Source organism: Clostridium sp. E02, from assembly GCF_003833015.1.
Taxonomy (GTDB): domain Bacteria; phylum Bacillota; class Clostridia; order Lachnospirales; family Lachnospiraceae; genus Lacrimispora.
The window spans coordinates 1-25941 of sequence record NZ_RJLQ01000016.1 but is presented as its reverse complement, the minus strand read 5'-3'; the positions used below and the strand labels follow the sequence as shown (position 1 = coordinate 25941).

The 25941-nt window shown below is 41.3% G+C and carries 21 protein-coding genes and 1 pseudogene; 18 read left to right on the top strand and 4 right to left on the bottom strand.

Translation table 11 applies throughout. The annotated features are described in order from the left end of the window. Positions 1 to 42 precede the first annotated feature (42 nt). From EFT72_RS12820 to EFT72_RS12790, 7 genes are all read left to right on the top strand, one after another. Positions 43 to 1335 carry a prolyl oligopeptidase family serine peptidase gene (locus EFT72_RS12820; protein ID WP_124067320.1) on the top strand — a complete coding sequence of 431 codons (1293 nt, stop codon included), beginning with the start codon at positions 43 to 45 and terminating at the stop codon, positions 1333 to 1335. A 190-nt stretch (positions 1336 to 1525) separates the two neighbouring features. After that, the gene (locus EFT72_RS12815) at positions 1526 to 3154 is read left to right on the top strand and encodes a response regulator (protein ID WP_164473154.1); all 1629 of its coding nucleotides are present in this window, start codon (positions 1526 to 1528) and stop codon (positions 3152 to 3154) included. Further along, positions 3138 to 4580, top strand: coding sequence for a sensor histidine kinase (locus EFT72_RS12810; RefSeq protein WP_243110011.1), 1443 nt, complete (start codon positions 3138 to 3140; stop codon positions 4578 to 4580). Before EFT72_RS12815 ends, EFT72_RS12810 begins: the two co-directional genes overlap by 17 nt. A 170-nt stretch (positions 4581 to 4750) precedes the next feature. After that, positions 4751 to 5836: an ABC transporter substrate-binding protein gene (locus EFT72_RS12805; protein ID WP_124067318.1), complete on the top strand. Its 1086-nt coding sequence runs from the start codon at positions 4751 to 4753 to the stop codon at positions 5834 to 5836. Between the two features lie 151 nt (positions 5837 to 5987). Continuing rightward, entirely contained in the window at positions 5988 to 7508 is a 1521-nt protein-coding gene (locus tag EFT72_RS12800; protein WP_124067317.1) for a sugar ABC transporter ATP-binding protein, read from the top strand. After that, on the top strand, positions 7501 to 8556 hold the full coding sequence (locus EFT72_RS12795; protein WP_124067316.1) for an ABC transporter permease: 1056 nt from the start codon (positions 7501 to 7503) through the stop codon (positions 8554 to 8556). Before EFT72_RS12800 ends, EFT72_RS12795 begins: the two co-directional genes overlap by 8 nt. Then, entirely contained in the window at positions 8557 to 9591 is a 1035-nt protein-coding gene (locus tag EFT72_RS12790; protein ID WP_124067315.1) for a sugar ABC transporter permease YjfF, read from the top strand. 261 nt (positions 9592 to 9852) lie between these two features. Here EFT72_RS12790 and EFT72_RS12785 read toward each other — a convergent pair whose 3' ends face one another. After that, positions 9853 to 10773, bottom strand: coding sequence for a LysR family transcriptional regulator (locus EFT72_RS12785; RefSeq protein WP_124067314.1), 921 nt, complete (start codon positions 10771 to 10773; stop codon positions 9853 to 9855). Between the two features lie 138 nt (positions 10774 to 10911). Here EFT72_RS12785 and EFT72_RS12780 point away from each other — a divergent pair, with 138 nt between their 5' ends. Continuing rightward, a complete protein-coding gene (locus tag EFT72_RS12780; RefSeq protein WP_124067313.1) occupies positions 10912 to 11601 on the top strand; it encodes an RraA family protein in 690 nt (229 codons plus the stop codon). A 12-nt stretch (positions 11602 to 11613) separates the two neighbouring features. Then, positions 11614 to 12795 carry a sodium/glutamate symporter gene (gltS, locus tag EFT72_RS12775; RefSeq protein WP_124067312.1) on the top strand — a complete coding sequence of 394 codons (1182 nt, stop codon included), beginning with the start codon at positions 11614 to 11616 and terminating at the stop codon, positions 12793 to 12795. A gap of 49 nt (positions 12796 to 12844) precedes the next feature. On the opposite strand, the gene EFT72_RS19920 is transcribed toward gltS, so the two are convergent. The 3 genes and pseudogenes from EFT72_RS19920 to EFT72_RS19910 form a co-directional block, all read right to left on the bottom strand. Beyond that, positions 12845 to 13192 (bottom strand): hypothetical protein, encoded by a 348-nt coding sequence (locus EFT72_RS19920; protein ID WP_347561885.1) that lies wholly within the window; start codon positions 13190 to 13192, stop codon positions 12845 to 12847. 102 nt (positions 13193 to 13294) lie between these two features. Then, a pseudogene (locus tag EFT72_RS19915) lies at positions 13295 to 14109 on the bottom strand (TIM-barrel domain-containing protein); the annotation flags it as partial. Further along, on the bottom strand, positions 14030 to 15001 hold the full coding sequence (locus tag EFT72_RS19910) for a hypothetical protein (RefSeq protein WP_347561882.1): 972 nt from the start codon (positions 14999 to 15001) through the stop codon (positions 14030 to 14032). The pseudogene EFT72_RS19915 and the gene EFT72_RS19910, both read right to left, overlap by 80 nt. Before the next feature lie 293 nt (positions 15002 to 15294). Between EFT72_RS19910 and EFT72_RS12765 the strand changes: the two genes are divergently transcribed. The 9 genes from EFT72_RS12765 (at position 15295) to EFT72_RS12725 (ending at position 25717) form a co-directional block, all read left to right on the top strand. Beyond that, entirely contained in the window at positions 15295 to 16095 is an 801-nt protein-coding gene (locus EFT72_RS12765; RefSeq protein ID WP_124067311.1) for an alpha/beta hydrolase family protein, read from the top strand. A gap of 258 nt (positions 16096 to 16353) precedes the next feature. Next, on the top strand, positions 16354 to 17280 hold the full coding sequence (locus tag EFT72_RS12760) for a LysR family transcriptional regulator (protein WP_124067310.1): 927 nt from the start codon (positions 16354 to 16356) through the stop codon (positions 17278 to 17280). A gap of 79 nt (positions 17281 to 17359) precedes the next feature. After that, a complete protein-coding gene (nikA, locus tag EFT72_RS12755) occupies positions 17360 to 18997 on the top strand; it encodes a nickel ABC transporter substrate-binding protein (protein WP_243110010.1) in 1638 nt (545 codons plus the stop codon). Positions 18998 to 19106: 109 nt separating this feature from the next. Next, positions 19107 to 20048, top strand: a complete 942-nt coding sequence (gene opp1B / locus EFT72_RS12750) for a nickel/cobalt ABC transporter permease (protein ID WP_124067309.1) — start codon at positions 19107 to 19109, stop codon at positions 20046 to 20048. Position 20049: 1 nt separating this feature from the next. Continuing rightward, the gene (opp1C, locus tag EFT72_RS12745) at positions 20050 to 20877 is read left to right on the top strand and encodes a nickel/cobalt ABC transporter permease (protein ID WP_124067308.1); all 828 of its coding nucleotides are present in this window, start codon (positions 20050 to 20052) and stop codon (positions 20875 to 20877) included. After that, positions 20874 to 21704 carry an ABC transporter ATP-binding protein gene (locus EFT72_RS12740; RefSeq protein WP_124067307.1) on the top strand — a complete coding sequence of 277 codons (831 nt, stop codon included), beginning with the start codon at positions 20874 to 20876 and terminating at the stop codon, positions 21702 to 21704. Before opp1C ends, EFT72_RS12740 begins: the two co-directional genes overlap by 4 nt. Further along, entirely contained in the window at positions 21701 to 22486 is a 786-nt protein-coding gene (locus EFT72_RS12735; protein ID WP_124067306.1) for a dipeptide/oligopeptide/nickel ABC transporter ATP-binding protein, read from the top strand. Before EFT72_RS12740 ends, EFT72_RS12735 begins: the two co-directional genes overlap by 4 nt. A 20-nt stretch (positions 22487 to 22506) precedes the next feature. Continuing rightward, positions 22507 to 23481, top strand: a complete 975-nt coding sequence (locus EFT72_RS12730) for a M14 family metallopeptidase (protein WP_124067305.1) — start codon at positions 22507 to 22509, stop codon at positions 23479 to 23481. Between the two features lie 31 nt (positions 23482 to 23512). After that, positions 23513 to 25717: a DNA topoisomerase III gene (locus tag EFT72_RS12725; RefSeq protein WP_124067304.1), complete on the top strand. Its 2205-nt coding sequence runs from the start codon at positions 23513 to 23515 to the stop codon at positions 25715 to 25717. The last annotated feature ends 224 nt before the right edge of the window (positions 25718 to 25941 follow it).

Here is a 25941-nt window from a genome sequence, read left to right as displayed (position 1 = left end):
ATAAGATAGTGGGATATAATTGGATTTAGGAGGGGGCTTCATATGAAAAAAAGTATGGTAGCATTTATGGTTCTATTTGCGAGTGCAGTTGCACTGATGGGGTGTTCTAAAAAAGAGCCTGATCATGTGAAAAACTCAGAGGCTCAGCAGACGACGGTTTCAGAAAGTATTACGGCTGACTCATCTTTACAAAATATTAATGTGAAAAACATTACCTTAAATACGTTTGTTGGAGATGATGGTCAGATGGTGGAATCCATCGAGTATGAATTTGATGAACTTCCAGATCTGGATCAAATTACCCCAAAGGATTTTACGATTACTCTGGAAAAGGAAATTTATAAGGTATTAGACATGAAAACAGAGAATCATCGTTTGATATTAAAAACAGAACCATTCCGCTTTCTTGGAAAAAATGTGTATGGAAAGGATATGAAGTCGACCCATTATGATTTTTCTGTGGATTGTACGGAAGATGCTTTGGATTTTGATAAATCCACAGATTCAACGGTTCAGACAAAAACCGCGGATGACTTCATTAAGGGGAAATTTACGGGGAGCAATGGAATAGAACTGCCGTATTGGCTTTATATGCCGGAAAACGCTTCCAATCTGCCCCTTATGTTATGGGAGCATGGGGGAGGCGAGGTATTAAGCACTTCCTTTGAAGGTGCCAACATTATGAATAATAGAGGCGCTGTGACCTGGATTGAGAATGGTTACGATACTGCTGTACTCTCCTTTCAATTTCCAGAAAACTATGAGTTTGGAATTTCAGAAAATCCAGAACAATTAAAAATGATGCAGGATTATAATGATGTTATTTATGAATGCATTCAAGATTTGATAAAAAAAGGTCAGATAGATGCCAGCCGGGTTTATATCTCAGGGGCTTCTTCTGGCGGCGGAGCTACCTTACGTTTTTTGATGCAGTATCCCGATCTTTTTGCGGCGGCATTTCCGATCTGTGCCAAAGATACGTTAATTCCAATTTCTAAGCCTTACAATCTGGCCTATAAGTTGGAGGGATCATTGGAAATCAGTGAGGAAGAGTATCAAAAATGCTATGAAGGCACAAAAAGCCTAATGAAAGAGAATGATATCACGCAGGTACCCATTTGGTTTGTTCAGGCAGAGAATGATCCGATCTGTACCAGCTATACCTCTAAAATTCTTGATCAAGTGTTAAAGGAAATGGGGGCAAAAAACAATAAACTGACCTTATACACAGATGAGGAAATGAAAGCAGCTGGTCAAACAATTTATCATTCTTCCTGGGTTCTTGCTTTAAAGGACAAGGAAATGATGGACTGGATCTATAGCCAAAACAAATAAAGAGATGACAAGACTTTTTGATTTCGGTTCGATGTTTCGAACCGAAGTTGAGAAGTCTTTTTGCTTATTTTATAAGGCAGGTACAATTTTTTACGAAAGAAATACCAGAAACGGAAATTATTCTCTTATATTTTCCCCTAAAATTTTATATAATCAAATCAGACAAGTATTATGGTCAGGGGGGGCAGACATGATTAAAATATTTCTTGCAGAGGATGAAAAAATAGTACGAGAAGGAATTAAGAATGGAATTTCATGGGAAAAGTATGGATTTGAGTTTGCCGGAGAGGCACCGGATGGGGAACTGGCCTATCCGCTTATTATAGAATCAAAGCCGGATATTCTGCTGACGGATATTCGAATGCCTTTTATGGATGGATTGGAGCTTGCGGAGATGACAAAGCGGGAACTTCCAAATATCCATATCATGTTTTTTAGTGGCTATGATGATTTTGAATATGCAAAACGTGCGATTAAGATTGGGGCTTCGGACTATTTGCTAAAACCAGTTAACAGCAGTCAGCTTTTGACGGCACTGGAACATATGAGTGAAACCATATTGCAGGAAAGAAGTGAGAAGGATTATAAGAGTGAGTTTTTAAAACTTCAGGAAGAAAGAATGCAGATGGAAAGGGATCGGTTATTCGACATCATGGTATCAGGAAAGATGACGTTAAAAGAGGTACTAAAAAAGGGAAGAGAGCATCACTTAACGTTATCGGCCCCCCTGTATAATCTGATTCTGTTTCAGATAAAAGCAGGGGATCAAAAAAACCATTATTCCGATGAAAATGTTCAGTTTGACCGAAAGCTAAAGGAGGAACTGGAAGGAAAAACAGACATAATAGGATTCAATCGATTGTCTGAGGGGTACGCAGTTTTGATTATGGGCAATGATAGTTCCGATATGAAGCAAAAGGTTGCCGAATATTCTCAATTGCTGGTTCAAATTTCCAAATCCTTCTGTGAAATGGAGTATTTTGGTGGAATTGGGGTCCCGGTGCAGCGTCTTAGTGAACTGAAAATATCATTTCAGGCAGCTAGCAGGGCTTTTGCCTGCCGTTATATGATGAAACACAACCAGATTGTTACCTCACAAGAGGCGGTTCGGATGCATGATGATGGTGGGAATATCACACTGGAGGGAATGGATCTTACCAAATTAAGCCGGGAGATTGTCCCGAATTTTCTTAAGAATGGTTCCGTTTCAGAGGTAAACTATTTTGTAGACGAATATTTCGAGGCTTGTGGGAACAACTTCAACTCACTTATTTTTCGCCAGTATATTTTAATGGATGTATATCTGGCGGTAATTGGATTCGTTACTCAGCTTGGGTTTGAACCGGATCATGTATTAAAGGAGTTCGGGGATGCCAAGACGCTTCAGCCCTGTGTTGCCACCATGGAAGAAGCGGTCCGGTATGCCAGAGATATTCTGACAAAAGCCATCTCCTTTCGAACGACATGTTCTCAGAAAAAATACCGACTGGTACTTGAAAAAGCGGTGGAATTTATTGGGAATCATTATAAGGATGAGGAGATTTCTCTCAATACTGTTTCCTCAGAGGTTAACATAAGCCCAAATCATTTCAGCACTATATTTAGTCAGGAGATGGGCATTACATTTGTGGAATATCTAACAAAAGTGCGGATGGAAGCGGCCAAAGAGCTAATTTTAAAAACTGATCTAAGGACTTCTGAGATTGGTTATCAAGTGGGATATAAGGATCCTCATTATTTTAGTTATCTGTTTAAGAAACTTCACGGAATTACACCAAGGGCATTTCGGGCAGGAGGGGAACATGAAGTACAAAAGTGATTCCATTAAGGCAAAGATCCGTACCATGCAGGCGGTTGTATTTATCCCGGTCATTATTATGATTGGGATATTGCTGTATATGATGGTGTGGCAGAATAGTCAGTACCGGCAAAGCATTCGCAATCTAACCATGGCCACGGAATTTAACTTTGACTTTAAATCAAATATTGATTATAAGATGTATCGGATTGTGATTGGTGCGGATACCTTTGAATCTTTGAGTCCATATGAAGATCTTAATAAGTCCAGAAAGATATTTACAGAACTTAAAAATTCCACACCTCAGAAGGCTGGAAACAAGGGGCTTGATGGTCTTTTGATTTTGCTTGGAATGCTTGAAAAAAGAATTGGGGACATTCAGACCAGTAATATCATCGGAGATTATGATAAGAATATGAGTCGGTTAAACAATGATATTTATGTAATTACAGATCTGATAGAGGAAGCCATGTCAGATTACATCTACAATGAGACGAAGACCCTGGAAATAACGCGGCAGAAGCTGGATGCAAAGACCAGACAGCTCATAGCCCTTTGCGTGGTGGTATCTGTCTTTATCATTTTATTTTTAATGGCTTCTTTTACTTCTTTTGGTAAGAAAATTACAGAACCAATCGAAGCATTATGCAGGTACACCAAAAAGCTGGCTGACGGGAATTTAAAGATGCAGAGTCCCAAAAGCAACATCACAGAAATACAGATGCTTGGAGATCAGTATGACCAGATGGTAATTCGGATCAGCGAGTTGATTGAACATATCAAAGAGGAGCAGGAATTAAAGAGAAAAACAGAACTAAAGCTTCTCCAGGCACAAATCAATCCTCATTTTCTATATAACACATTAGATACCATCGTCTGGCTGGCAGAAGGAAAACGGCATCAGGAAGTGGTGGATATGATTACGGCTCTTTCTTCGTTTCTGCGGATTGGTTTAAACAATGGAAAGGATTTTATAACCATACGGGGAGAGGCAGAACATGTAAGGAGCTATCTTATGATTCAGCATTTTCGATATGAGGATATCATGGACTACGAGATTAATTTTGACGAGGACATTAAGGAATATTCCATATTAAAACTAACCCTTCAGCCGATTGTGGAGAATGCGCTGTATCATGGGATAAAAAATTGTAGAAAGAAAGGCATTTTAAAAATCAGTGGCTGGAAGGAAAAAGATGAGATTTTCTTAAAAGTAGAAGACAATGGGATTGGAATGAAACCAGAAGATTTAATACAGATGCAGACACTGGTGCAACAGGGAGAAGGAGAAGATGCCAAACATAGAGACGGGTTTGGGATTGGGAATGTAGCGGAGCGCATCCGGCTAAATTTTGGTACGGAATATGGTCTTTTGATACAAAGTACGTACGGGGTGGGAACTTCGGTGACCATCCGAATTCCAGCAGTACTCAAAGAAAATAAATAAAAAAATCAACTTTTTTCCAAAAAAAACCAACTTTGTACTGGTATAAACGAACAATCCGTAAGAAACTTAACTGTTTGCAAAAGATAATGCATTGAGAAATCTCTGAGAAATCGCTATGATACAAGGGAAGGTATTTGTAGCAAGTCAATATTCTAATTGGAGGGTATGTAATGAAAAAAAGATTCGTAAGTGTTATGGCAGCTGCTTTTATGACAGCAGCAATGGTTTTAACTGGTTGTGGTGGATCGCAGACGGCTGTGACAACAGGGGCACCGGACAGTGGGGAGACGAAAGCAGAGACAACAGCAGAAGCAAAGAGCGATGCAGATACAACGGAAGCCAAGACAGAGGATGCAAAGGGTGAAATTGTAGTGGGATTTTCACAGGTTGGTGCGGAATCAGATTGGAGAACTGCCAATACAGAATCCATGAAATCTACTTTTACAGCAGAGAATGGTTATAAGCTGATCTTTGATGATGCGCAGCAGAAACAGGAAAACCAGTTAAAGGCAGTTAGAAACTTTATTCAGCAGGATGTGGATTATATTGTAATTGCACCAGTTACGGAGACAGGCTGGGATACCGTGTTACAGGAAGCAAAAGATGCAGGGATTCCTGTAATTATCGTTGACCGTATGATTGATGTATCCGATGATTCTTTATATACAGCATGGGTTGGATCAAACTTCCTTCAGGAAGGGTATGATGCAGTTTCATGGCTTGATGAGTACTTAAAGAGTAATAATAGAGATAAAGATGAAGTTAATATTGTAACATTACAGGGTACCATTGGTTCCTCTGCTCAGATCGGTCGTACCGAAGGCGTAGAAGAGAAGATGAAGGATCATTCCAATTGGAAGATGTTAGAGCGTCAGACAGGAGAATTTACTCAGGCGAGAGGGCAGGAGGTAATGGAATCCTTCTTAAAAACTTATGATAAAATTGATGTAGTAATTGCAGAGAATGACAATATGGCATTTGGTGCCATTGATGCCATCAAGGCAGCAGGTAAGACTTGTGGTCCAAAAGGCGATATCGTGATTATTTCATTTGATGCTGTTTCTGCAGCTTTTGATTCCATGATCGCTGGTGATATGAACGTTTCTATCGAGTGTAATCCTCTTCATGGACCTAGAGTGGCTGAGATTATTCAGAAACTTGAAAAAGACGAAAGTGTAGATAAGATTGCCTATGTTAAGGAAGGTGTATTCCCGGCAGACACAGCAGAAGAAGAGAAACCCAAACGGGCATATTAATGGTTTGGATTCCAAGATGTGATGTATAAACAGAATCCATAAACAGGTGCAGGGAAGGGAGGACGGGGTATGTCCTCCTCCCTAGGCACCTTTTTTAATCCCTTCTATGTCAAAAAAAGGCATTTGGGGAAATGAAAAAGGAGGGGCAGCTATGTCGATTGAGACCGTATTGACGATGGGTAATATATCAAAGACATTTCCAGGTGTGCGCGCCTTGGATCATGTGGACTTTACTTTGAGAAAGGGAGAGATTCATGCATTAATGGGAGAAAATGGTGCAGGAAAATCAACACTTATCAAAGTTTTAACCGGAGTAGAAGAGTTTGAAACAGGGGAAATCCGCATGGGAGAGGGAAAAGATCCGATGATCAATCATTCTCCACAGGAGGCGCAGGAACATGGAATCAGTACTGTGTATCAGGAAGTAAATCTTTGCCCCAACTTATCCGTAGCAGAAAACCTATACATAGGAAGAGAACCAAAGAAGGCTGGATTTATAGACTGGAAGACCATGAACCGCAAAGCAAAGGAACTGTTAGAAAGTTTAAATATACAAATTGACGTTACAAAGGCACTTGAGAATTATTCCATTGCCCTGCAGCAGATGTTTGCCATTGCAAGGGCGGTTGATATGTCTGCTCAGGTTCTGATTCTTGATGAACCGACGTCATCTCTTGATGATCTAGAAGTAGAAAAGCTATTTAAGCTAATGAGGAAGTTAAAAGCAGAGGGCGTGGGCATTATCTTTGTTACTCATTTTTTGGAACAGGTATATGAGGTTTGTGACAGAATCACCGTGTTAAGAAATGGGGCGCTTGTGGGAGAGTATGAGACGGAAAAACTTCCAAGGGTCCAATTGGTTGCCAAAATGATGGGAAAAGATTTTGATGATCTGGCAGCCATTAAAAAAGATGAGGGATCAAAAAAAGCATCTGACGAGGTAATCATTGATGCGAAAGGGATTGGAAAGCATGGAACCATAAAACCGTTTGATTTACAGATACAAAAAGGAGAGGTGATAGGATTAACTGGGCTTTTGGGTTCTGGTCGTTCCGAACTGGCAAGAAGTCTTTATGCGGCGGATAAGCCTGATTGTGGGGTATTAAGGGTGAAAGACCAGCAGGTTACGGTTCATACCCCCTTGGATGCAATGATGGCAGGAATGGCCTATCTTCCAGAAAACAGGAAGGAAGAAGGAATTGTGGGAGATTTATCGGTTCGGGAGAATATCATTCTGGCCCTTCAGGCAAAAAAAGGTACCTTTCATCCAATTAGCAGAAAGGAACAGGAGGCACTGACGGATGAGTATATCAAGCTCCTGCAGATAAAAACGGCAAGTCGGGAAACACCAATCAAAAGTTTAAGTGGTGGTAACCAACAGAAAGTAGTCTTAGCAAGATGGCTGTTAACCAATCCCGATTTTCTGATACTTGATGAACCCACCAGAGGGATTGATGTGGGGACCAAGACAGAGATTCAGAAACTTGTGGTAAAACTAGCAAAAGATGGGATGGCAATTATGTTCATCTCTTCGGAAATCGAAGAGATGATCCGTACCTGCAGCCGTATGGCAGTGCTAAGAGACGGGGAAAAGGTAGCGGAGCTTACGGAACAGGATTTGGATCAGAATCACATCATGAAAGCCATTGCAGGAGGTGAGAAGAATGAATAAGATTACGGTATTTACTAAAAAAATAACCAGCTACCGTTTGTTTCTCCCTATATTCTGCTTGGTTTTGGTTCTGTTTTCCAATTTAATCAAGACACCCGGGTTTTTTGAGGTGACCATAAAAAATGGGGTATTGTACGGATATATCATTGATGTAATCAACCGTGCCAGTGATTTGGTTATTCTGTCTGTGGGAATGACACTGGTGGTTGCTGCTTCCGGGGGGACGGATATCTCCGTGGGTGCCGTAATGTCAGTTGCAGGCGCTGCATGCTGCTACATTCTAGCAGGAGGACAGCAGACTGTGAATGCATTTCAGAATCCCTATATTGTAGGGGTACTGGCTGCAATTATCGTAGGAATTCTTTGTGGCTGTTTTAACGGATTTTTGGTAGCAAAGTTAAACATTCAGCCCATGGTAGCGACGCTTATCTTATTTACAGCGGGGAGAGGAATCGCACAGTTATTCACCAAGGGACAGATCACTTATATTCGGGTGGATTCGTATAAGATGTTAGGTGCAAGTATTCCGGGAATACCGATTCCGACCCCTGTGTTTGTTGCTCTCTTTGTGGTGTTACTGACGTATCTTCTTCTAAAAAAAACCACACTTGGTGTCTATCTCCAAACAGTTGGAATTAATGCAAAGGCTTCTAGATTAATGGGAATTAAAGCAACCTGGATCATATTTTTATCTTATGTTTTTTGCGGACTTTGTGCTGGGATTTCGGGACTTGTTGCATCCTCAAGAATCTACTCTGCCGATGCCAATAATATTGGTCTGAATCTGGAGCTGGATGCGATTTTGGCAGTGGCACTTGGGGGGAATAGCTTGGCAGGAGGTAAATTTTCTCTTTTGGGAAGTGTGATCGGAGCCTATACCATACAGGCACTTAGTACCACCTTGTATGCCATGGGCGTATCTCCGGATCAGATTCCGGTTTACAAGGCAATTGTGGTTATCGTCATTGTTGCATTGCAGTCTCCGGAACTTAAGAAGATGGGGAATAAGCTGTTGGCATCCCGTGAAGCCGGAAAGAAGGTGGCATAGATGAAAAACAGAGGAAAAATAGATGGAAAAACGTATTTGTTGATGATTACCATCGTTCTTTTTGTGGTGATGTATGTGGTGGGAATCCTTGTTTTTAAAAGCAGAGGGTTTGCAAAACCTCAGGTATTTTTGAACTTGTTTATCTCCAATGCAGGTCTGATTGTAATTGCAGCTGGGATGACAATGGTCATGATCACTGGTGGAATCGATATCTCGGTAGGATCGGTTGTAGCGTTAACCTGTATGATGCTTGCCTGGATGATGGAGAACAAGGGGATTGGGGCTGTTCCGGCACTGATTATTGTTCTTATGATGGGAATCGTGTTTGGACTTGTGCAGGGGTATTTGATTGCGTATTTAAAACTTCAGCCGTTTATCGTTACATTGGCGGGGATGTTTTTTGCAAGGGGGATGACGGCAATCATAAGCCAGGAAATGATCAGTGTAAAAAATGAGATGTTTTTATCCTGGGCAAAGAGTAAGATTAACCTTCCGTTTCTGGGGGGCGCAGTGAATAAAAAGGGAATTATCAATTATCCATTTCTATATCCAAGTGTATTGATTGCGCTTACAACTCTGATTCTTGTATTTATCTTGCTGAAGTACAGTAAGTTTGGGCGGTCCATCTATGCGGTAGGGGGGAATGAACAGTCTGCATTGATGATGGGACTAAATGTAAGGAGAACCAAACTTCTAGTTTATGTGATCAATGGATTTTTGTGTGCACTGGGAGGATTTTTATTCTGTCTCAATACTTGTGCCGGATTCGTGGAACAGGCAAAAGGATTTGAGATGGAGGCTATTGCATCGGCAGTCATCGGCGGTACCCTCCTGACCGGAGGAGTCGGCAATGTATTTGGCAGTCTGTTTGGCGTACTAATCAAAGGAACCATTGAAACATTTATCACCTTTCAGGGAACTCTTTCTTCCTGGTGGACGAAAATTACCATTGCAGCACTTCTCGCATTTTTCATCATTCTTCAGAGTTTGTTTGCAAAGGCCAAAGAGAAAAAATCAAATAATTCGGGTCGATAAGTAATAGAATTTAAAGCATTTGTAATATTGGATTCATAAAAAAATGAGAAATCGTATCAATTATTTCCCTTGTGCTTTTTTTGTCCTTATGGTATTATATGCTTAGTTAGCTTACACTAACTGCTTGTGAATATTCTATACATCAGACTAACCCTCTGAGATATCCTTCTTTGACCCGAGAAGGATCATGACTCCTATAAAAAACGCCCCTGTTACCGCATGACAGGGACGTTTTTTGTCTCATAAGAAATTACATTCTTTCTATTCAAGCATCCAAGGCTCAAACCTGCATATGTTTTCGTTCGACGATACAAAAACCTCCACTTGCTGCTCGATTAATTTCAGGGCATTCAGTTTACTGGGTTTTGGGTATCGGTGTGTTAATTGGTGGCATATTCTTGGAGGTGGTGATTCTTTTAACTCATAGCAGGTGATTTTGTCCGTTTTCTGCATGGAACGTATTAATGAGATCGGACCAATTGCCCAGTTTCCCGGTTTATCCAGATAATGGGTTAGAGTAGACCCAGTGTTGACTGTTACCATATGCTGTGAACTGCTCCAATTGCTCCAATTGCTGCTATGCCATAAGTCATAGTCTGCCCCCCAGCGTAGATATGCCTCTTTGCTCGGATCTAGCTGTGAAGTGCTGATTCCGCTATGGTAATTACTTTCAGCATGAGTGATCAGATACATCTTTTCACGGTATACAGGTCTAGATATGATATCAGGATATTTAATCTGACTGAAGACGAATCCGATGTCAACAATGCGGTTTTCCAGCAGACTGTGTATTTCCGGGGAGTGGAATGTCTGAATTGAGAGTTCAATATTTGGAAAGTTTTGAAGTATTTTTTTATATAAAGGTACAAAAGTGAAGTTGTTTATCAAATCTACGCTCCCAATGGAGATCAGAGTTTTTACTGAAGATGTATGAAGAGAATACATGTCTCCCCAAAGGCTGGCCCACTGCTGGGCAATCGGTACCAGATTAGAGCCGTGAGAGGTAAGTTCTGCTGTCCGCTGTCCGGGCTGTCTCATAAAGAGTTTTACCCCCAACTCATTCTCCAGACGCTTAATACGTTGGCTTATAGTGCTCTGACTGATATATAGCTTTTCTGCAGCCTGTGTTAAGGTTTTATATTCTACAACTGCCATAAAGGCTTTGATTTCTTCTATTGTCATGCCTCTCCTTTCGAAATATTATGATTATGAATATTATATATAAAAAATATTTGTTTTACAATGATTATATTACTTGTTATGATAATAATAGGATTAGGTACATGCGCATGACCATCCGGTAATTGGAGGTTTTAAAACATGGATAATGTAGGTTATAGAATTTATCAGAACTTTAAAAGACCATCAAAGACTTTGGTAGAAAAATTCCGTAGTATTCCGGTAGCAAATATAGATGATTGCATGAACCGGACGGCTTCTCTGTCATCTGCATTGGAGCCGGTGAATGACAGTATTCTTCTTGGGACTGCATACACCTTAACAGCTGCGGGAGGAGACAACCTTTTATTTTATTATGCCATCGATAATGCAAAGCCAGGAGATGTAATTGTGGTTGCAGGAGGTGGGTATACGGAACGAGCACTTTGCGGTGAAATCATGGCTGCCTATGCAAAAAAAAGAGGAATAGCGGGCTTCGTGGTTGATGGCGCTATCCGGGATAAAAAACAGCTTTCAGAGTTGGATTTTCCAGTGTATGCGGTCAGTTCCATCTGCAATGGACCTTATAAAAATGGACCGGGCAGTGTAAATATTCCGGTCAGTATAGGAAATCAGGTTATATTTCCAGGAGATATTATTTTGGGTGATGATACGGGTATCGTTGCTATTAGACCTGAGGATGCAGAAGCATTATATGAAAAGTCACTAAAAGTAAAAGAAAAAGAAGCAGAAATGATGAAATCCATTGAGGAGAAGGGGACTCTGGATTTAAGCTGGTTATATCGGAAACTGGAAGAGGATCATTGTCAGATAATTCATGCACAAAAATAAGGGGGGTTCTCTATGTTTACAGTAACGCTTGATGTAATACAAACCGTTGCTTTAGGGGCAATTGTATATGTTATTGGGGGGAATATTAAAAACCGCGTTCCGTTATTTCAGAAGTATTTTATACCAGCACCGGTGATAGGGGGTCTGCTCTGCAGCTTTTTAGTTTTCGCTTTATTAAAGGCAAATCTTGTGGAAATTAAGATGACGAACACCCTTCAGAATTTCTTTATGAATATTTTCTTTACATGCACTGGTTTCACTGTCAGTATACCTGTCATAAAAAAAAGCGGGAAGCAAGGTGCCATCCTTGCAGTAATCGCAGTATTCTTTCTTGTAATACAGAATCTGGTAGGAATTAGTCTTGCTCAGCTTCTGGGGATAAATAAACTGCTTGGGGTTGCGATGAGCTCTATATCCATGTCAGGAGGAGTAGGATCAGGAGCAGCCTTTGGACCAACATTGGAAATGCTTGGGGCAGATGGAGGAACAACAGTAGGAGTTGCGGCAGCGACATTTGGCCTGTTGGCAGGAAGTCTGGTTGGAGGCCCAGTTGCAAAGCGACTGATTGATAAGCACCATTTAAAAGCGGATACCAATACAAAGATGGTAACAAAAGAGAAGAGTCATATACCGCTTATCGAAAAAAATCTTTTGAATACTGTATTGTACGTACTTCTTGCAGCTGGTGTGGGATCTGTTATTTCCTGGGGGCTTAATTCCACTGGTCTTACATTTCCTTATTATGTGGGCTGTTTGTTTGCGGGTACAATATTCCGGAATATTGCGGAAGCATGTCATAAAGAATTTCGGATGGAGGAAGTTGATATTTTTGGAAATATATCCCTTAACCTTTTCCTTTCTATGACATTGATGTCCCTTAATATAGCAAAGTTAGTGGGACTTGCCCTTCCTATGTTGGTAATACTATTAGCGCAGACAATTGTTATGGCTATCTATGCTTCAACAGTTACATTCAAATCTATGGGAGGAAATTATGATGCCGCAGTTATGGCTGCAGGACATTGTGGGGTAGGATTGGGTCAAACTCCCAATGCGATTGCGAATATGTCTTCCGTTATCGAGGAAAATGGTCCGGCACCCAATGCTTGGTTTGTACTGCCAGTTATTACAGTGGTATTTATAAATATCTTTAATCCTATTGTAATTACTGCTTTTATCAATTTAGTAAAATAGAAAACTGGTCTTATAAAAAAACAGGGAGATTACTAAATCCCCTGTTTTTTTATGCTGAGTTATGAAATTTTTTTCGTAATTTTGCTCTGCTGACTGCATCACAGGCCATGGTTTCTTCGGTTGTTAAATTGTTCATCTGATTGGAAGCCATAGGGAGGATGCAGCCACTGCGGACAAACAAGGGAATGCTTTCTAAAGTCACTGGAATTTCAATGGTCTGTCCGCCCTCATAGGCTTCTCTTGTGTAGAAATCGTAGAAAACATCACCTTCTGGCAGATAAACCGTTCTGGTTTTTGCTCCTTTTTCCACCACATTAGCAACCAAAAGAGAGTCTCCAATCATAAAATCAACGCCTTCTTCGTAGCAGTTTGGATCGTTTTGGAATACACTGCACATGGGTTCCATAATGGGGAGCCCAGTTTCGTGTGCCCGTTCCATTAAGGAATAATAATAAGGGATCAAACGATAACGGAATTTCATGGCATTACGGATATATTCGGTGCAAGTTCCATACATCCAGGGTTCGGTAACTGTATTGTCAATGTTTACCGAGTGAATAGAGAAACGAGGCTGGAAGATTCCGTTTTGAATCCAGCGGACCATTAATTCTGCTTCTGGGGAAGGTCCATAAAAACCTCCAATGTCGCATCCTTGGTTGGCAACTCCAGATAGACTCATGCCCAAAATGGTGGAAATGTTATATTTTAATGCATCCCAACAGGTTAAATTATCACCGGCCCAGGTCTGGAATAACGTTGAATTCCGCTGTGACCGGAACGGCATACGATAAATGGACGGGTGCTTTTATAGGTTTCATGGATGGCTTCGTCCGTAATGTGACACATAATGTTTGACATTACAGATTTCAACTGGCCAATGGTACCGCCTTTTCCTTCGTAATCGCAGCGGCAGTCCTTGTCTACCATACTGTCATACTCACAGTTGTCATTCCAGATGGAACTGGTTCCCATCTCCAAAACGTTTTTCTTTAACATTTCCTTCCAGACTTTTCGGGTTTCTGGTTTTGTAAAGTCAGCAAAAACGCCTTTGCCACCTCACCAGGTTCCCACACCCGGTTCTTCGCTTTGGCTGTCTTTTACAAAAATTTCTTTTGCTTTCATCGTCTCAAGATCGGGATGAGACAGTAAAATGCCAGGTTTCACGTTTGGAGAAACGGTAATTCCTCTGTCTTTCATCTTCTGGAAGAAATCTTTTGGATTCTTAAACCGTTTCTTATTCCAGGTAAAGACACAACGCTTGATGCCTTCTACTGTTTCCTGAGACGTAACCGGAGGAAAGCTGGAACCCGTCAACGGGGATTTCTTCCTCAATCGTGGTATCAACAAATTCAACGATGGTATCGTCACAGTCTGATTCCAGCTCAGGATAGTACATGGAGGAACCAAGATATCCAAGTGCATAACGGGGAAGCATCGCTGATTTACCGGTAAGGTCTGTATACCGGGTTACCACTTCACGAATGGAAGGACCTGCAATCAAAAATAAGTCGATATCTCCACCGTCGGACCGGTATCGGCTGTGAGGTTTCCAATAATTACTCTTTTCTCTTCCCATATCGAAATCACATTCATAGGTATTGTGATAGAAGTAACCGACTGCCTTTTTTGTCCCTCGGTTTAACTTAACATAAAAAGGAATGTGCTTATATAGAGAGTCGGTTTCCTTTGGGTTATAACCCATGGCATCTTTCGGGCTCATGGTTAAAAACTTCTGGGCTTTGTTCCACTCCCCGGTCTTTTCACCAAACCCATAGAAGCAGTCATCAGGGGCAATCTCACTGGTGTGAATCCGTCTATGATTGCTATCTTCCATGTATCCTAGATCCACAATATCGGAATGGATGCAGGTTCCTTCCTGATCATAAACACAGATTCGGAATGGATTCTTTTCCACAACGACCTTAAGCTGCGCTCCTTTTAGAATTGCCTGATCCTCTGTTTGAGAAAGAGATGCGGCAGCAGGCTCAATCCGTCTGCGGAATCCTTTCATCAGTTCATCCATTCGGTCTTCCCAAGCAGTCATAACAAGACTATAAGATTCTTCTGCAAAATCACCGTCAAAACCAGCCCGGATACGCAAAATGGTATCGGTAAGAAACTGGATCCGAATTTCAATGGAATTGGTCATAATGCGGAAGGAATGATTGTTTTGTGTTACTTCATTTACGCTTGTACATAGTTTCATACGTTCATTCTCCTTTATTGAATAAAAAAAGTCGTTATATTATCATAATGAAAACTGCAATAAAAAACTAGACAAAAATTGCAGTCTGATTGCTAAAACTATACATATCTTGCACTCTTTCAATATTAAATATGCTGGATTTAGACAAAATAATGGGTATAAAATAGCAAAATAAGTATAAGATAAATAAAAATAGTGCAATTTTTGTCTAGTCCTCAATCTGTAAAATCCGTATAATGAAGGACAAAGGAAGTGCATATTACTTTCCACCAAAGAAAGAGGAGGTCCATAGTATGGCCAGTATGAATTGTCATTATTATAGCTTTTGTTTAAAGCACACCGTTGATATCAATGTAATTATCCCAACTCCGGAAGGAAATGAGCAGATTACCAGTACATCATCAAAAGAGGCTTATCCCTATGAAGAAGGGCTCCCCGTACTTTACTTACTCCATGGTGCATTTGGGGATTACAGTTCTTGGATGCGGTTTTCTAATATTGAACGATATGCACAAAAACATCGTTGTGCGGTTGTGATGGCTTCTGCTGAAAACAGCTTGTATCAGGACATGTACCAGGGGAACAAATTTTTTACCTTCTTCACAGAAGAACTTCCAGAACTGGTAAAAAGTCTATATCCGGTATCAAAGAAAAGAGAAGACACTTATATAGCCGGACTTTCTATGGGGGGATATGGTGCATGGTTTCTTGGTCTATCCAAACCAGAACAGTATAGTAAGGCGGCAAGTTTATCTGGAGCTGTGAATATTGCAGAGACCTATGAGGGAATCAAAAGTGAAACCATTGACGGGCCATTTCCGTGGAATGCAGTGTTTCAGGATCCAGAAAAATTAGCTGGGAGCGATGCAGATCTTATGGTTCTCTATGACAGATGCGTAAAAGAAGGAGTTGTTCCGGATCTTTATCAGGCTTGTGGTACGGAAGACTTCTTATATGAGATGAACGTTAAAGTGAGAGATAAGATGAAAGAAAAGGGTGCCAATATTACTTATATAGAAGGGAAAGGCGGGCACAATTGGGATTTCTGGGACAAATACATTCAGGATGTACTCCAGTGGATGCTTCCGGTATAGTTGAGAATTCTTTTCAATAAGATAGCTTGTTTTTTCTCAATCATTATGTTAAACTATAGATAGTTAGTTGATGCTAACTGCGTGTGAATATACTAACATCAGAATAACTCTCTGATTTTATCCTTCATTTGACCCGTGAAGGATCATGACTCCTATAAAAAAACCGTTCCTGTACCGCATGACAGGGCGGTTTTTTTATTTTATAGGCAGGCGAATGATACCATTAGAAAGTGAATGCCGTAAATCGGAGGAAAACAAATGGAAATCAAGCAACTGGAATATTTTGTAACAACAGCGGATCATGGAAGTCTGAATAAGGCAGCGGAACATCTATACACGTCTCAGCCCAATGTGAGCAAAGTGATTGCTAACCTGGAAAAAGAACTGGGAGTTCTTTTGTTTGAGCGAAGCAGCCGTGGAATTCGTATGACAGAACAGGGAAACATGCTTTATGGTCATGCCCATACCATTCTTACCAATGCCAATTTGATTCAATCATTGGTTCAGAAAAAGCAGGACAATCAATTTTTGGTGTCTGGATACCAGAGCAGCATCCTGGCAAAGCTTATGGCAGATGTCTATAAAACATATAGAGATAAGGATATAAAGTTTGGGTTTCGGGAAGGAACGGTAGAAGAGATTACCGATGATGTGTCAGAGCATACCTCGGAAATTGGTATAGTCTATCTGGCCAAAACCCAGCTTTCTTGCTTTCATCATATAATATGGCATAAGAAATTGGAGTTTGTACCGCTTTCTGATCTTGGAATCTGCGTTTATTTGGGCTGCCATCATCCCTGGTTTCATCGGGAATGGATCGAACTTTCCGAATTGCCCCAATTGAAATTTATGGAGGGTACCAGAGATTTTTTTGCCATGGAGCAACATATTCGGAAAGTGATTGTGGCGGCAAAGGAGGTGGGGCCGTTAAACTATGTGGTCTCATCAAACAGTGATTACTTGGTAAACAGCATGCTAAAACACACCGATGTCTGCTGTATGGGAATTGATTTTGTATCCAAAGAGTACGAAGCTCAGAAAATACGGGCTTTAAAGGTGCGGGACACGGAATCGTTTTTATCGCTTGGTTATGTGAAACAGAAGAAAAAGGAAATGTCTCAAGAAGCCTGCATTTATATAGAAGAACTGAAAAAACAAATAACCGCTTATCACGATTTGTTATAACCAGACCTGTCTGAATCGGCATTAGTAAGTCTCGACTAACTGTGTTATATTAGAAAATATAGCACAAGAGGAGGAACGTATGATGAAAAAACGTTTATTATATACCTGTATGGCAGGTATGATGAGCATAACTTTGCTCGCAGGTTGTTCTAACGCCGGGGAAGAACAAAAGACAACTGAAGTTACCAGTCATTCCCAGGCAAATCAGGAGAATGATACAGAAGGAAAGGCAAAGGCTGAATTGGTCTTTGTCAATTACCGGGATATCAGGGATTTAAATCCACACCTTTATGCTGGGGAGATGTATGCCCAGGAGATGCTTTATGAAACGTTGGTTACCATTACAGAAGATGGATATGAGCCATGCCTTGCGGAAAGCTGGAAAATCAGCGAAGATGGGAAAGTTTATACGTTTAAGATTAGAAAAGGAGTCACCTTTTCCGACGGAGAGGTTTGCGACGCCAATGCAGTGAAGGCAAACTTCGATGCAATTATAGAGAATAAGGAGCGTCACACCTGGCTTGAGATGATGAATCTTATGGAAAGCGTGTCTGCGCCAGATGATGAAACATTTGTAATTAAAATGAAAAAACCGTATTACCCCATGTTAACAGAGCTTGGAGTGACAAGGCCATTTGCCATGATATCGCCTAAATCCATGAAGAATGGAAGTACAAAGGACGGGGTGGAGTCCTATGTTGGGACAGGTCCTTATGTACTTACGGAATCGGTAACGGATGAGTATGCAGTGTTTGAAGCCAATGAAACGTATTGGGGAGATAAGCCATCGGTGAAAAAAATAACCGTTAAAGTAATTCCGGATAATCAGACAAGAATTCTGGCAATGGAAAAGGGAGAAATTGATCTAATTTTTGGAAAAAATATGATAGATGCAGAGGCGGTAACGAAATATAAAGACAGTGATAAATTCTCGGTTTCCCTGTCAGATCCAACCTCCACAAGACAGATTGTATTAAACACTACAAACGAAATTCTAAAAGAAAAAACAGTGCGTCAGGCACTTCAGCATGCCACGAACCGTCAGGCAATCTCCGATGGTGTATTTTATGGTATGGAAGCTCCGGCGGAAACATTGTTTTCAGAATCCACGCCCTACTGTAACATTGGTTTAACTCCGTATGAGTTTAGCCTCGACACAGCCGTAGACATGCTTGAGCAGGCCGGTTGGACGCTTGGAGATTCCGATATAAGAGAAAAAGACGGAAAAGTTATGGAGTTATCTTTGCTTTATAACAGTGACAGTGTAACTGAAAAGACAATTGCCGAGTATCTTCAGTCTGAGTTTTTAAAAATAGGAATACGTCTGGAGATCAAAGGAGAAGAGGAACAGTCTTATCGGGACAATATGAAGGCAGGAAATTTTGATATGGTATTTAATATCTGCTGGGGAACTCCGTATGATCCACAGTCCTCCCTATCTGCAATGAGACAAAGGGTATACGGCGATTATGCAGCACAGCTTGGTCTTTTGGATAAGGCAGAAATAGATGAAGCAATTACAGAGGTTCTGGTATCTACAGATGAAATAAGGAGAAAAGAGTTGTATCAGTTTGTTTTAACAAGACTTCACGAAGATGCTGTATACATACCACTTACCTATGAATGCAACAAAGCTATCTACACATCAAATTTAAAGGGAGTTACATTTACTCAGACCCAATATGAAGTACCTTTTTTGCAAATGTATTTTGAATAATAGCATAGAGAGGAAAAAACAGGGAAAATAAATGGCGTGGGCTTAGCAAGCCGACGCTTTCCCACGTTTTAAGCCTTTTATTTATAAACTGTTTCATAGGGAGGAAACAATGAAAACGTATATTTTAAAACGTACCTTGTCAGCAATTCCGTTGCTTTTAATGATTTCATTTTTATGTTTTGTATTTATCAACATCATACCATCGGATCCGGCGGAAGTGGCTCTTCGGGTTCGCCAGACGCCTGTGATTACAGAACAGGCGATTGCAGATATGCGGGAAGAAATGGGGCTAAATGATCCCTACCTCGTTCGGTATGTAAATTGGGTGATAGACTGTCTGCATCTGGATTTCGGAGTCAGTTACACCAATCCGCAAAGAACCGTACTTGGAGAAATTACCCGCTGTCTTCCAGCAACATTCGTTCTCTCTATGGCATCCTTAGTGTTTGTAATTTTACTAAGTCTACCCATTGGTTTTTTTTGCGCAGTCTATAAGGATAGTCTGTTTGATCGTATGGTCAGAGGAATTGTATTTATGACGACAGCCATGCCGGCGTATTGGATCGGACTGTTGTTAATCTGGCTGGTCAGTATTAAATGGGATTTGCTTCCCACTAGTGGAAGCGGAAGTGTCAAACACCTGATTCTTCCAGCTTTTACGGTATCTCTTACTTACATATCCACCTATATCCGACTGATCCGTAACAATATGCTAGAGAACATGAAGGAAGATTACGTGCTCTATGCTAACGTACGGGGGTTAAAGCAGAGAACCATTCTGGTAAGGCATATTTTAAAGAATTCCCTGCATACCTGTATCGTTGCCATTGGGATGAGCATTCCCCAACTAATGGCAGGAACCATTGTAGTGGAGAATGTGTTTGCCTGGCCTGGGCTTGGGAAGCTTTGCATTGCTTCTATTTTTAATCGGGATTATCCGGTAATCCAGACTTATGTTCTTTTAATCGGCACGTTATTTGTGGTGTTCAATCTTTTATTTGATATCATTCAAAGCATTGCAGATCCTAGACTTCGAAGGGAGACATCGTAATATGTGGAAGCGTTTTTTGAAAAATAAAATGGCAGTCCTTACCATGGGATTATTAATCACCATTGCACTCATTGGTATATTTGCTCCCCTTTTGGCACCCAATGATCCCTATGAAAATGACATCTTTCATAAATTTGCAGGATTTAGCCTAACGTATCCTCTTGGGACAGATCAGCTTGGACGTTGCATTCTATCCAGAATGATCTACGGGATCCGTCCTACTTTGTTTCTTTCTCTCATTACCATGATTGGTACCATTGGGCTAGGCTGTACGATGGGACTTTTGGCTGGTTATTTTCGGGGAGTGGTGGAAGAAATCATCATGCGTGCAGTTGATGTAATGATGTCATTTCCCAGTCAGATTATGGTATTTGCAGTGGTCGCACTTCTTGGAATTGATGTGCGGAATGTGATTCTAGCCAATATATTCATTAAATGGGCCTGGTATGCCCGGATGATCCGGACCAATGTTATGAAATACAGGGATAAAAACTTTGTTCTCTTTTCCAGATGCATTGGGAGTGGGGAACCATTTATCCTGCTCCGTCACATGCTTCCTAGCATTGCATCCGAGATGGCAGTTTTGGCAACGTTGGATATTGGCTGGGCCATCTTAAATATATCAACCCTTTCATTTCTGGGACTTGGGGTACAGGCCCCTATCCCGGAATGGGGAGCCATGTTAAATGAAGCGAAGAATGTAATGACCACCAACCCAGTTCAGATGATAGCTCCAGGACTGGCGATCGTTGTGGTGGTTGCTGCCTTTCATCTTTTAGGTGATGCGTTAAGAGATACACTGGATCCAAAGGAGGTGCAGGGGGAATGAAACCTGTCTTAGAAGTGAACAACTTATGCGTGAAACATTGTGTCAAAAACAGGACACGGACGATCGTAGAAGGGATTAATTTTCAAGTATATCAAGGAAAATGCCTTGGGATCTTAGGGGAAAGCGGGAGTGGAAAGAGCATGACACTAAAAGCGATTATGGGCCTGCTTGGAAGGGACTTTTCAGTCAGTGGAGAAGCCTGTTATCAAGGAGAAAATCTGATTGAAAAATCCAAAGAGCAGTTACGGGTAATCCGAGGAAAAAAGATCTCCATGATTCTTCAAAATCCCATGACCTGCTTTGATCCCTTGTACCGGATTGGGGACCAGTTATTTGAGACATTAAGAGAACATACAGACTTAACCAGGCAGGAAATTTATGAAAAATCAGTCAATGTTCTTAATACGATGCAGATTCGTGAGAGTGAGGAGGTACTTAAAAAGTATCCTCATCAATTAAGCGGAGGAATGCTGCAACGGATTATGATTGGGCTAGCGGTCTCCATGGAACCGGATTTGATCATTGCCGATGAACCGACAACGGCCATAGATGCCATTACCCAGTATGAGATCATGAAGGAATTTATGAGAATCAAAAAAGAGTCCAATACCGCTATGATATTTATCAGCCATGATCTAGGGGTAATATCAGCCATCTCGGATGAAGTTCTGATTATGAATGAAGGACATATTGTAGACCGTGGAACCTTCCGTCAAATTTACGATCATCCGGTGGATTCGTTTACCAAGCTTTTGGTAGAAAAGAAAAAAGCAGTCATGGAACAATATCACAAAGCCATAGAAAAAAAGGAAGGGAGTTATGTATGATAAAGGCAGAACATATGGATGTGAGTTTTCGAAAGGAAAACCAGACCCGGCTATTTGGTACGGAACGTCAGCAGGTGCTTTTTGATGTTTCCTTTCAGGTGAAAAAAGGGGAATGTCTGGGGATTTTGGGGGAAAGTGGGAGTGGCAAGAGTACGCTTGGCCGGGTGCTTTGTGGCTTGTTAAAGCCAGATCGTGGAACCATCTCGTTTGAAGGAAAGAAAAAACCAGTGATTAGTGTGGTGTTCCAAGATTATACCACGTCAGCCAATCCTAGGTTTACCGTACGAAATCTAATCAGCGAGGGGCTGCGTGCAAGGGAAAGAAGAGAACGAACCAAAAGAAACAGGGAAGAGCGGATCGATGAACTTTTGCATCTGGTCGGGTTAGATGAGGGATATAAGGACCGTCTGCCCCATGAATTAAGTGGCGGTCAGCTGCAACGGGTTTGTATTGCTCGTGCCTTGGCAGTAAACCCTGATGTGATATTATTTGATGAAGCGATCAGTTCTTTGGATGCCCATACCCAGGTACAAGTAATGGACCTGTTAAAAAGGCTGCAAAAGGAAAGGGAGCTTACCTATGTGTTTATTACGCATGATTTAACTTCGGTTACTTATTTATGCAGCCATGTCCTGTTTCTTTACAAGGGATCTGTGGTAGAATGGAAATCGGTGGGGGATATCAGTGAGGTAGAACATCCCTATGCCTTAAAGCTATTACACTCAATTTTTGATTTGGGAGATGTAAATTTAAAAACGAAACCAGAGCAAGCGGTTTCTTAATGAATAGAGGAGAGATACATATGTTGCAACTAGAAAATGTCAAACTGGAACAGGGAAGGACAAGTGGAATGCTGGGAGTGAAAAATCACAATCTAAAACTTCCCTACACCGCCATATGTGGGGAGGAGGAGGGAGAAGTTACCTTGATCACCGCAGGAATACATGGAGCAGAATATATCGGGATACAGACGGTGTTGGAACTTTCCAGAGAATTAGAACCATGTGACGTAACAGGAACCATTGTATTTTTACTGATGGCAAATCCTCAGGCGTCTTATTCTTATACCAGACTGTTTGTGCCAGAAGATGGGAAAAATTTAAACCGCGTATTTCCAGGGGAAAAGGAAGGAAGCCTTTCCCAGAAGATCGCATATACCATAGAGCATGAACTTCAAAATCAGGCAGATTATTATCTAGATCTGCATGGGGGGGATACCCATGAACGGGTTATGCCTTTTGTGTACTATTCAGGGGTAGCCAAAGAAGAGGTGAGAAAGAAATCAGAGGAAATGGCAATCGCCACCGGTATGCAGGTGCGGGCGGAATCTTCTGCTACCACTGGTTCTTATAGCTATGCAGCCATACAAGGCACCCCTTCGATTCTTATGGAACGGGGAGGCGGAGGAATCTTTTCCAAAGAGGAAATAATAAATTATAAGATAGAAGTAAAGCGGGTATTGTCTTATCTGGGATTCATAAAAACAATGGATCACGCAGAAGAAGGAGACAGTCAAAAAGAAGTGAAAAAAGCCGTCTATGTGGATTCTGAAACAGAGGGATTTTGGTATCCCCAAAAAGAACCGGGAGAAACATTTTTAGAAGGTGAGCTTCTAGGTGTTATAGAAGACGTTTGGGGAAATCGGATTCAGGAGTGTTATGGAGAATTTGACGGTATTGTTCTATATGAAACGGTTGTGATGGGAGTGAGCCAAGGCGATAGTCTGATTGCTTATGGGGATCTATCTAGTTGTCATACCTCCATCAATACGCTATAATAAAAGAAGAATTGTAATTTGGAGGAATAACATGAAATCTTTAATTATAGCGGAAAAACCGTCAGTGGCCCGGGATATCGCCCGGGTTCTTCATTGCAAAAAGGGACAGGGAGGAAGTTTGGAAGGAAGTTCCTACGTGGTTACCTGGGGGCTGGGACACTTAGTAACTCTGGCGGATCCAGAGGATTATGATCCCAAATATAAAGAATGGAAGATGGAAAACCTTCCTATGATGCCGGAGCAATTTAAACTGGAAGTGATCAAACAGACAGGGAAGCAGTACCGTGAGGTAAAGTCCCAGATTCATCGAAAAGATGTAGGAGAAATCATCATTGCAACCGATGCTGGACGTGAAGGAGAACTGGTTGCCAGATTGATCCTTCTAAAGGCCGGAAATCAGAAACCCATAAAAAGACTCTGGATTTCTTCGGTTACGGATAAAGCAATCAAAGAAGGATTTGCGAATTTAAAAGACGGTCATGCGTATGATACCTTATACGATGCAGCAATGTGCCGGGCGGAAGCCGACTGGTTGGTGGGAATCAATGCAACCAGAGCCTTGACTTGTAAATACAACGCCCAGTTAAGCTGTGGGAGAGTTCAAACACCAACGGTTGCAATCATTGCCACAAGGGAAGAAGAGATCAAAAGCTTTGTGCCAAAATCCTATTATGGGATCATAGCAACTTCGGCGGATCCGGTGCTTCGTTTTACCTGGAGAGAGGAAACCTCTAAAAGTTACCGTTCTTTTGATAAAAAACGGGTGGAACGTTTGCTAAATCAATTAAAGGCAGAGCCAAAGGGAGAGGTTTTAGAAGTAAAACGCACGCCAAAAAAATCATACTCCCCCCAGCTTTATGATTTGACAGAACTACAAAGAGATGCCAACCGACGATTTAATTATTCGGCGAAAGAGACGCTTAATATTATGCAGCGATTATATGAAAATCATAAGGTGTTAACCTATCCAAGAACAGATTCCAGGTATTTGAGTACGGATATCGTTCCGTCTTTGAAAGAAAGACTAGAAGCCTGTGGTGTGGGGCCATACCGAAAGCCAGCTGGAAAGTTAAGCAACAAAACCATAGAAGGAAAACCGTATTTTGTAGATAATAAGAAGGTGACAGATCATCATGCCATCATTCCTACGGAGCAGTTTGTCCAACTCGATCACATGAGTGTTGAGGAAAGAAGAATCTATGATCTTGTGGTTCGCCGATTTATTGCAGTTCTTTATCCGCCTTATGAATATGATCAGACGGAACTAACCATATCTGTTTCCGGAGAGACGTTGCTTGCCAGAGGAAAGACGGTAAAGACTCCTGGATGGAAAGAGGTGTATGAGACGTTTGATGAGGAGGAAGGAGACGAGGAGTTAAAGGAACAAACGCTTCCCGATCTTAAAAAAGGCGATATTCTGACGGGGCTTTTAATTTCTATGACCGAAGGAAAAACAAAGCCACCTGCTCCATTTAATGAAGCAACGCTTTTGTCTGCTATGGAAAATCCAGTCTCTTATATGGAGACCAAGGACCGGAATATGAAAAAGGCTCTTGGAGAGACGGGGGGACTTGGAACGGTTGCCACAAGAGCCGATATCATTGAAAAGCTTTTCTCTAGTTTTCTCCTTGAAAAGAAGGGGAAGGATATCTACCTTACTTCCAAAGCAAAACAGTTGTTAAACCTGGTTCCTGAGGATTTAAAGAAACCGGAGCTGACGGCGAATTGGGAGATGCAGTTATCCGCCATAGCAGAGGGAAAGCTAAAACGCGGCGCATTTATGAAAGAGATCCGATCCTATTCAGAGGGTTTAATCCGGGAGATCAAAACCTCCAATGGGAAATTCCGGCATGACAATCTTACCAATACTCCTTGCCCGGTATGTGGGAAAAAGATGCTTTCGGTCAAGGGGAAAACCAGTGAGATGTTAGTTTGTCAGGACCGAGAATGTGGACACCGCGAGGTGGTTTCAAGAACCAGTAACGCCAGATGCCCAGTCTGTCACAAAAAACTGGAGTTGAAAGGAAAAGGAGACGGTCAAATTTTTGTCTGCAGATGCGGATATAAAGAAAAGCTGTCGGCCTTTAAAGAACGTCGGGCAAAAGAAGGGGCAGGGGTCTCCAAAAAAGATGTGGCAAAATATTTAAACAAGCAGAAAAAGGAGGCCGATGAACCCATTAATTCTCCATTTGCAGATGCACTTGCGAAGCTGAATTTTAAAAATAACGAGGAATAAACCTTAATGGAGCATAATAAATAACTGTCAACCGTTTTTGAAAATGTCCCGAAAAAGTTTTAACATAAGCACCAGTTTTCTGGTGCTTGATTTAACCAGGTACTATTAGTTTTTGGGTAACTTTAATAAAACTACAGTTACCTGCTTGTAAATTAGGCTATTTCTTTTCTGTGTCGTTGTCCTTTTGCATATTTTTCAAATGATGCCTGCCTCCATGGATGGTT

What these genes read in the sequence shown, in the direction of transcription:
- EFT72_RS12820 (WP_124067320.1), top strand. Translation starts at nt 43, where the DNA reads ATGAAAAAAAGTATGGTAGCATTTATGGTTCTATTTGCGAGTGCAGTT.
- EFT72_RS12815 (WP_164473154.1), top strand. Translation starts at nt 1,526, where the DNA reads ATGATTAAAATATTTCTTGCAGAGGATGAAAAAATAGTACGAGAAGGA.
- EFT72_RS12810 (WP_243110011.1), top strand. Translation starts at nt 3,138, where the DNA reads ATGAAGTACAAAAGTGATTCCATTAAGGCAAAGATCCGTACCATGCAG.
- EFT72_RS12805 (WP_124067318.1), top strand. Translation starts at nt 4,751, where the DNA reads ATGAAAAAAAGATTCGTAAGTGTTATGGCAGCTGCTTTTATGACAGCA.
- EFT72_RS12800 (WP_124067317.1), top strand. Translation starts at nt 5,988, where the DNA reads ATGTCGATTGAGACCGTATTGACGATGGGTAATATATCAAAGACATTT.
- EFT72_RS12795 (WP_124067316.1), top strand. Translation starts at nt 7,501, where the DNA reads ATGAATAAGATTACGGTATTTACTAAAAAAATAACCAGCTACCGTTTG.
- EFT72_RS12790 (WP_124067315.1), top strand. Translation starts at nt 8,557, where the DNA reads ATGAAAAACAGAGGAAAAATAGATGGAAAAACGTATTTGTTGATGATT.
- EFT72_RS12785 (WP_124067314.1), bottom strand. Translation starts at nt 10,773, where the DNA reads ATGACAATAGAAGAAATCAAAGCCTTTATGGCAGTTGTAGAATATAAA.
- EFT72_RS12780 (WP_124067313.1), top strand. Translation starts at nt 10,912, where the DNA reads ATGGATAATGTAGGTTATAGAATTTATCAGAACTTTAAAAGACCATCA.
- gltS (WP_124067312.1), top strand. Translation starts at nt 11,614, where the DNA reads ATGTTTACAGTAACGCTTGATGTAATACAAACCGTTGCTTTAGGGGCA.
- EFT72_RS19920 (WP_347561885.1), bottom strand. Translation starts at nt 13,192, where the DNA reads ATGTGCAGTGTATTCCAAAACGATCCAAACTGCTACGAAGAAGGCGTT.
- EFT72_RS19910 (WP_347561882.1), bottom strand. Translation starts at nt 15,001, where the DNA reads ATGAAACTATGTACAAGCGTAAATGAAGTAACACAAAACAATCATTCC.
- EFT72_RS12765 (WP_124067311.1), top strand. Translation starts at nt 15,295, where the DNA reads ATGGCCAGTATGAATTGTCATTATTATAGCTTTTGTTTAAAGCACACC.
- EFT72_RS12760 (WP_124067310.1), top strand. Translation starts at nt 16,354, where the DNA reads ATGGAAATCAAGCAACTGGAATATTTTGTAACAACAGCGGATCATGGA.
- nikA (WP_243110010.1), top strand. Translation starts at nt 17,360, where the DNA reads ATGATGAAAAAACGTTTATTATATACCTGTATGGCAGGTATGATGAGC.
- opp1B (WP_124067309.1), top strand. Translation starts at nt 19,107, where the DNA reads ATGAAAACGTATATTTTAAAACGTACCTTGTCAGCAATTCCGTTGCTT.
- opp1C (WP_124067308.1), top strand. Translation starts at nt 20,050, where the DNA reads ATGTGGAAGCGTTTTTTGAAAAATAAAATGGCAGTCCTTACCATGGGA.
- EFT72_RS12740 (WP_124067307.1), top strand. Translation starts at nt 20,874, where the DNA reads ATGAAACCTGTCTTAGAAGTGAACAACTTATGCGTGAAACATTGTGTC.
- EFT72_RS12735 (WP_124067306.1), top strand. Translation starts at nt 21,701, where the DNA reads ATGATAAAGGCAGAACATATGGATGTGAGTTTTCGAAAGGAAAACCAG.
- EFT72_RS12730 (WP_124067305.1), top strand. Translation starts at nt 22,507, where the DNA reads ATGTTGCAACTAGAAAATGTCAAACTGGAACAGGGAAGGACAAGTGGA.
- EFT72_RS12725 (WP_124067304.1), top strand. Translation starts at nt 23,513, where the DNA reads ATGAAATCTTTAATTATAGCGGAAAAACCGTCAGTGGCCCGGGATATC.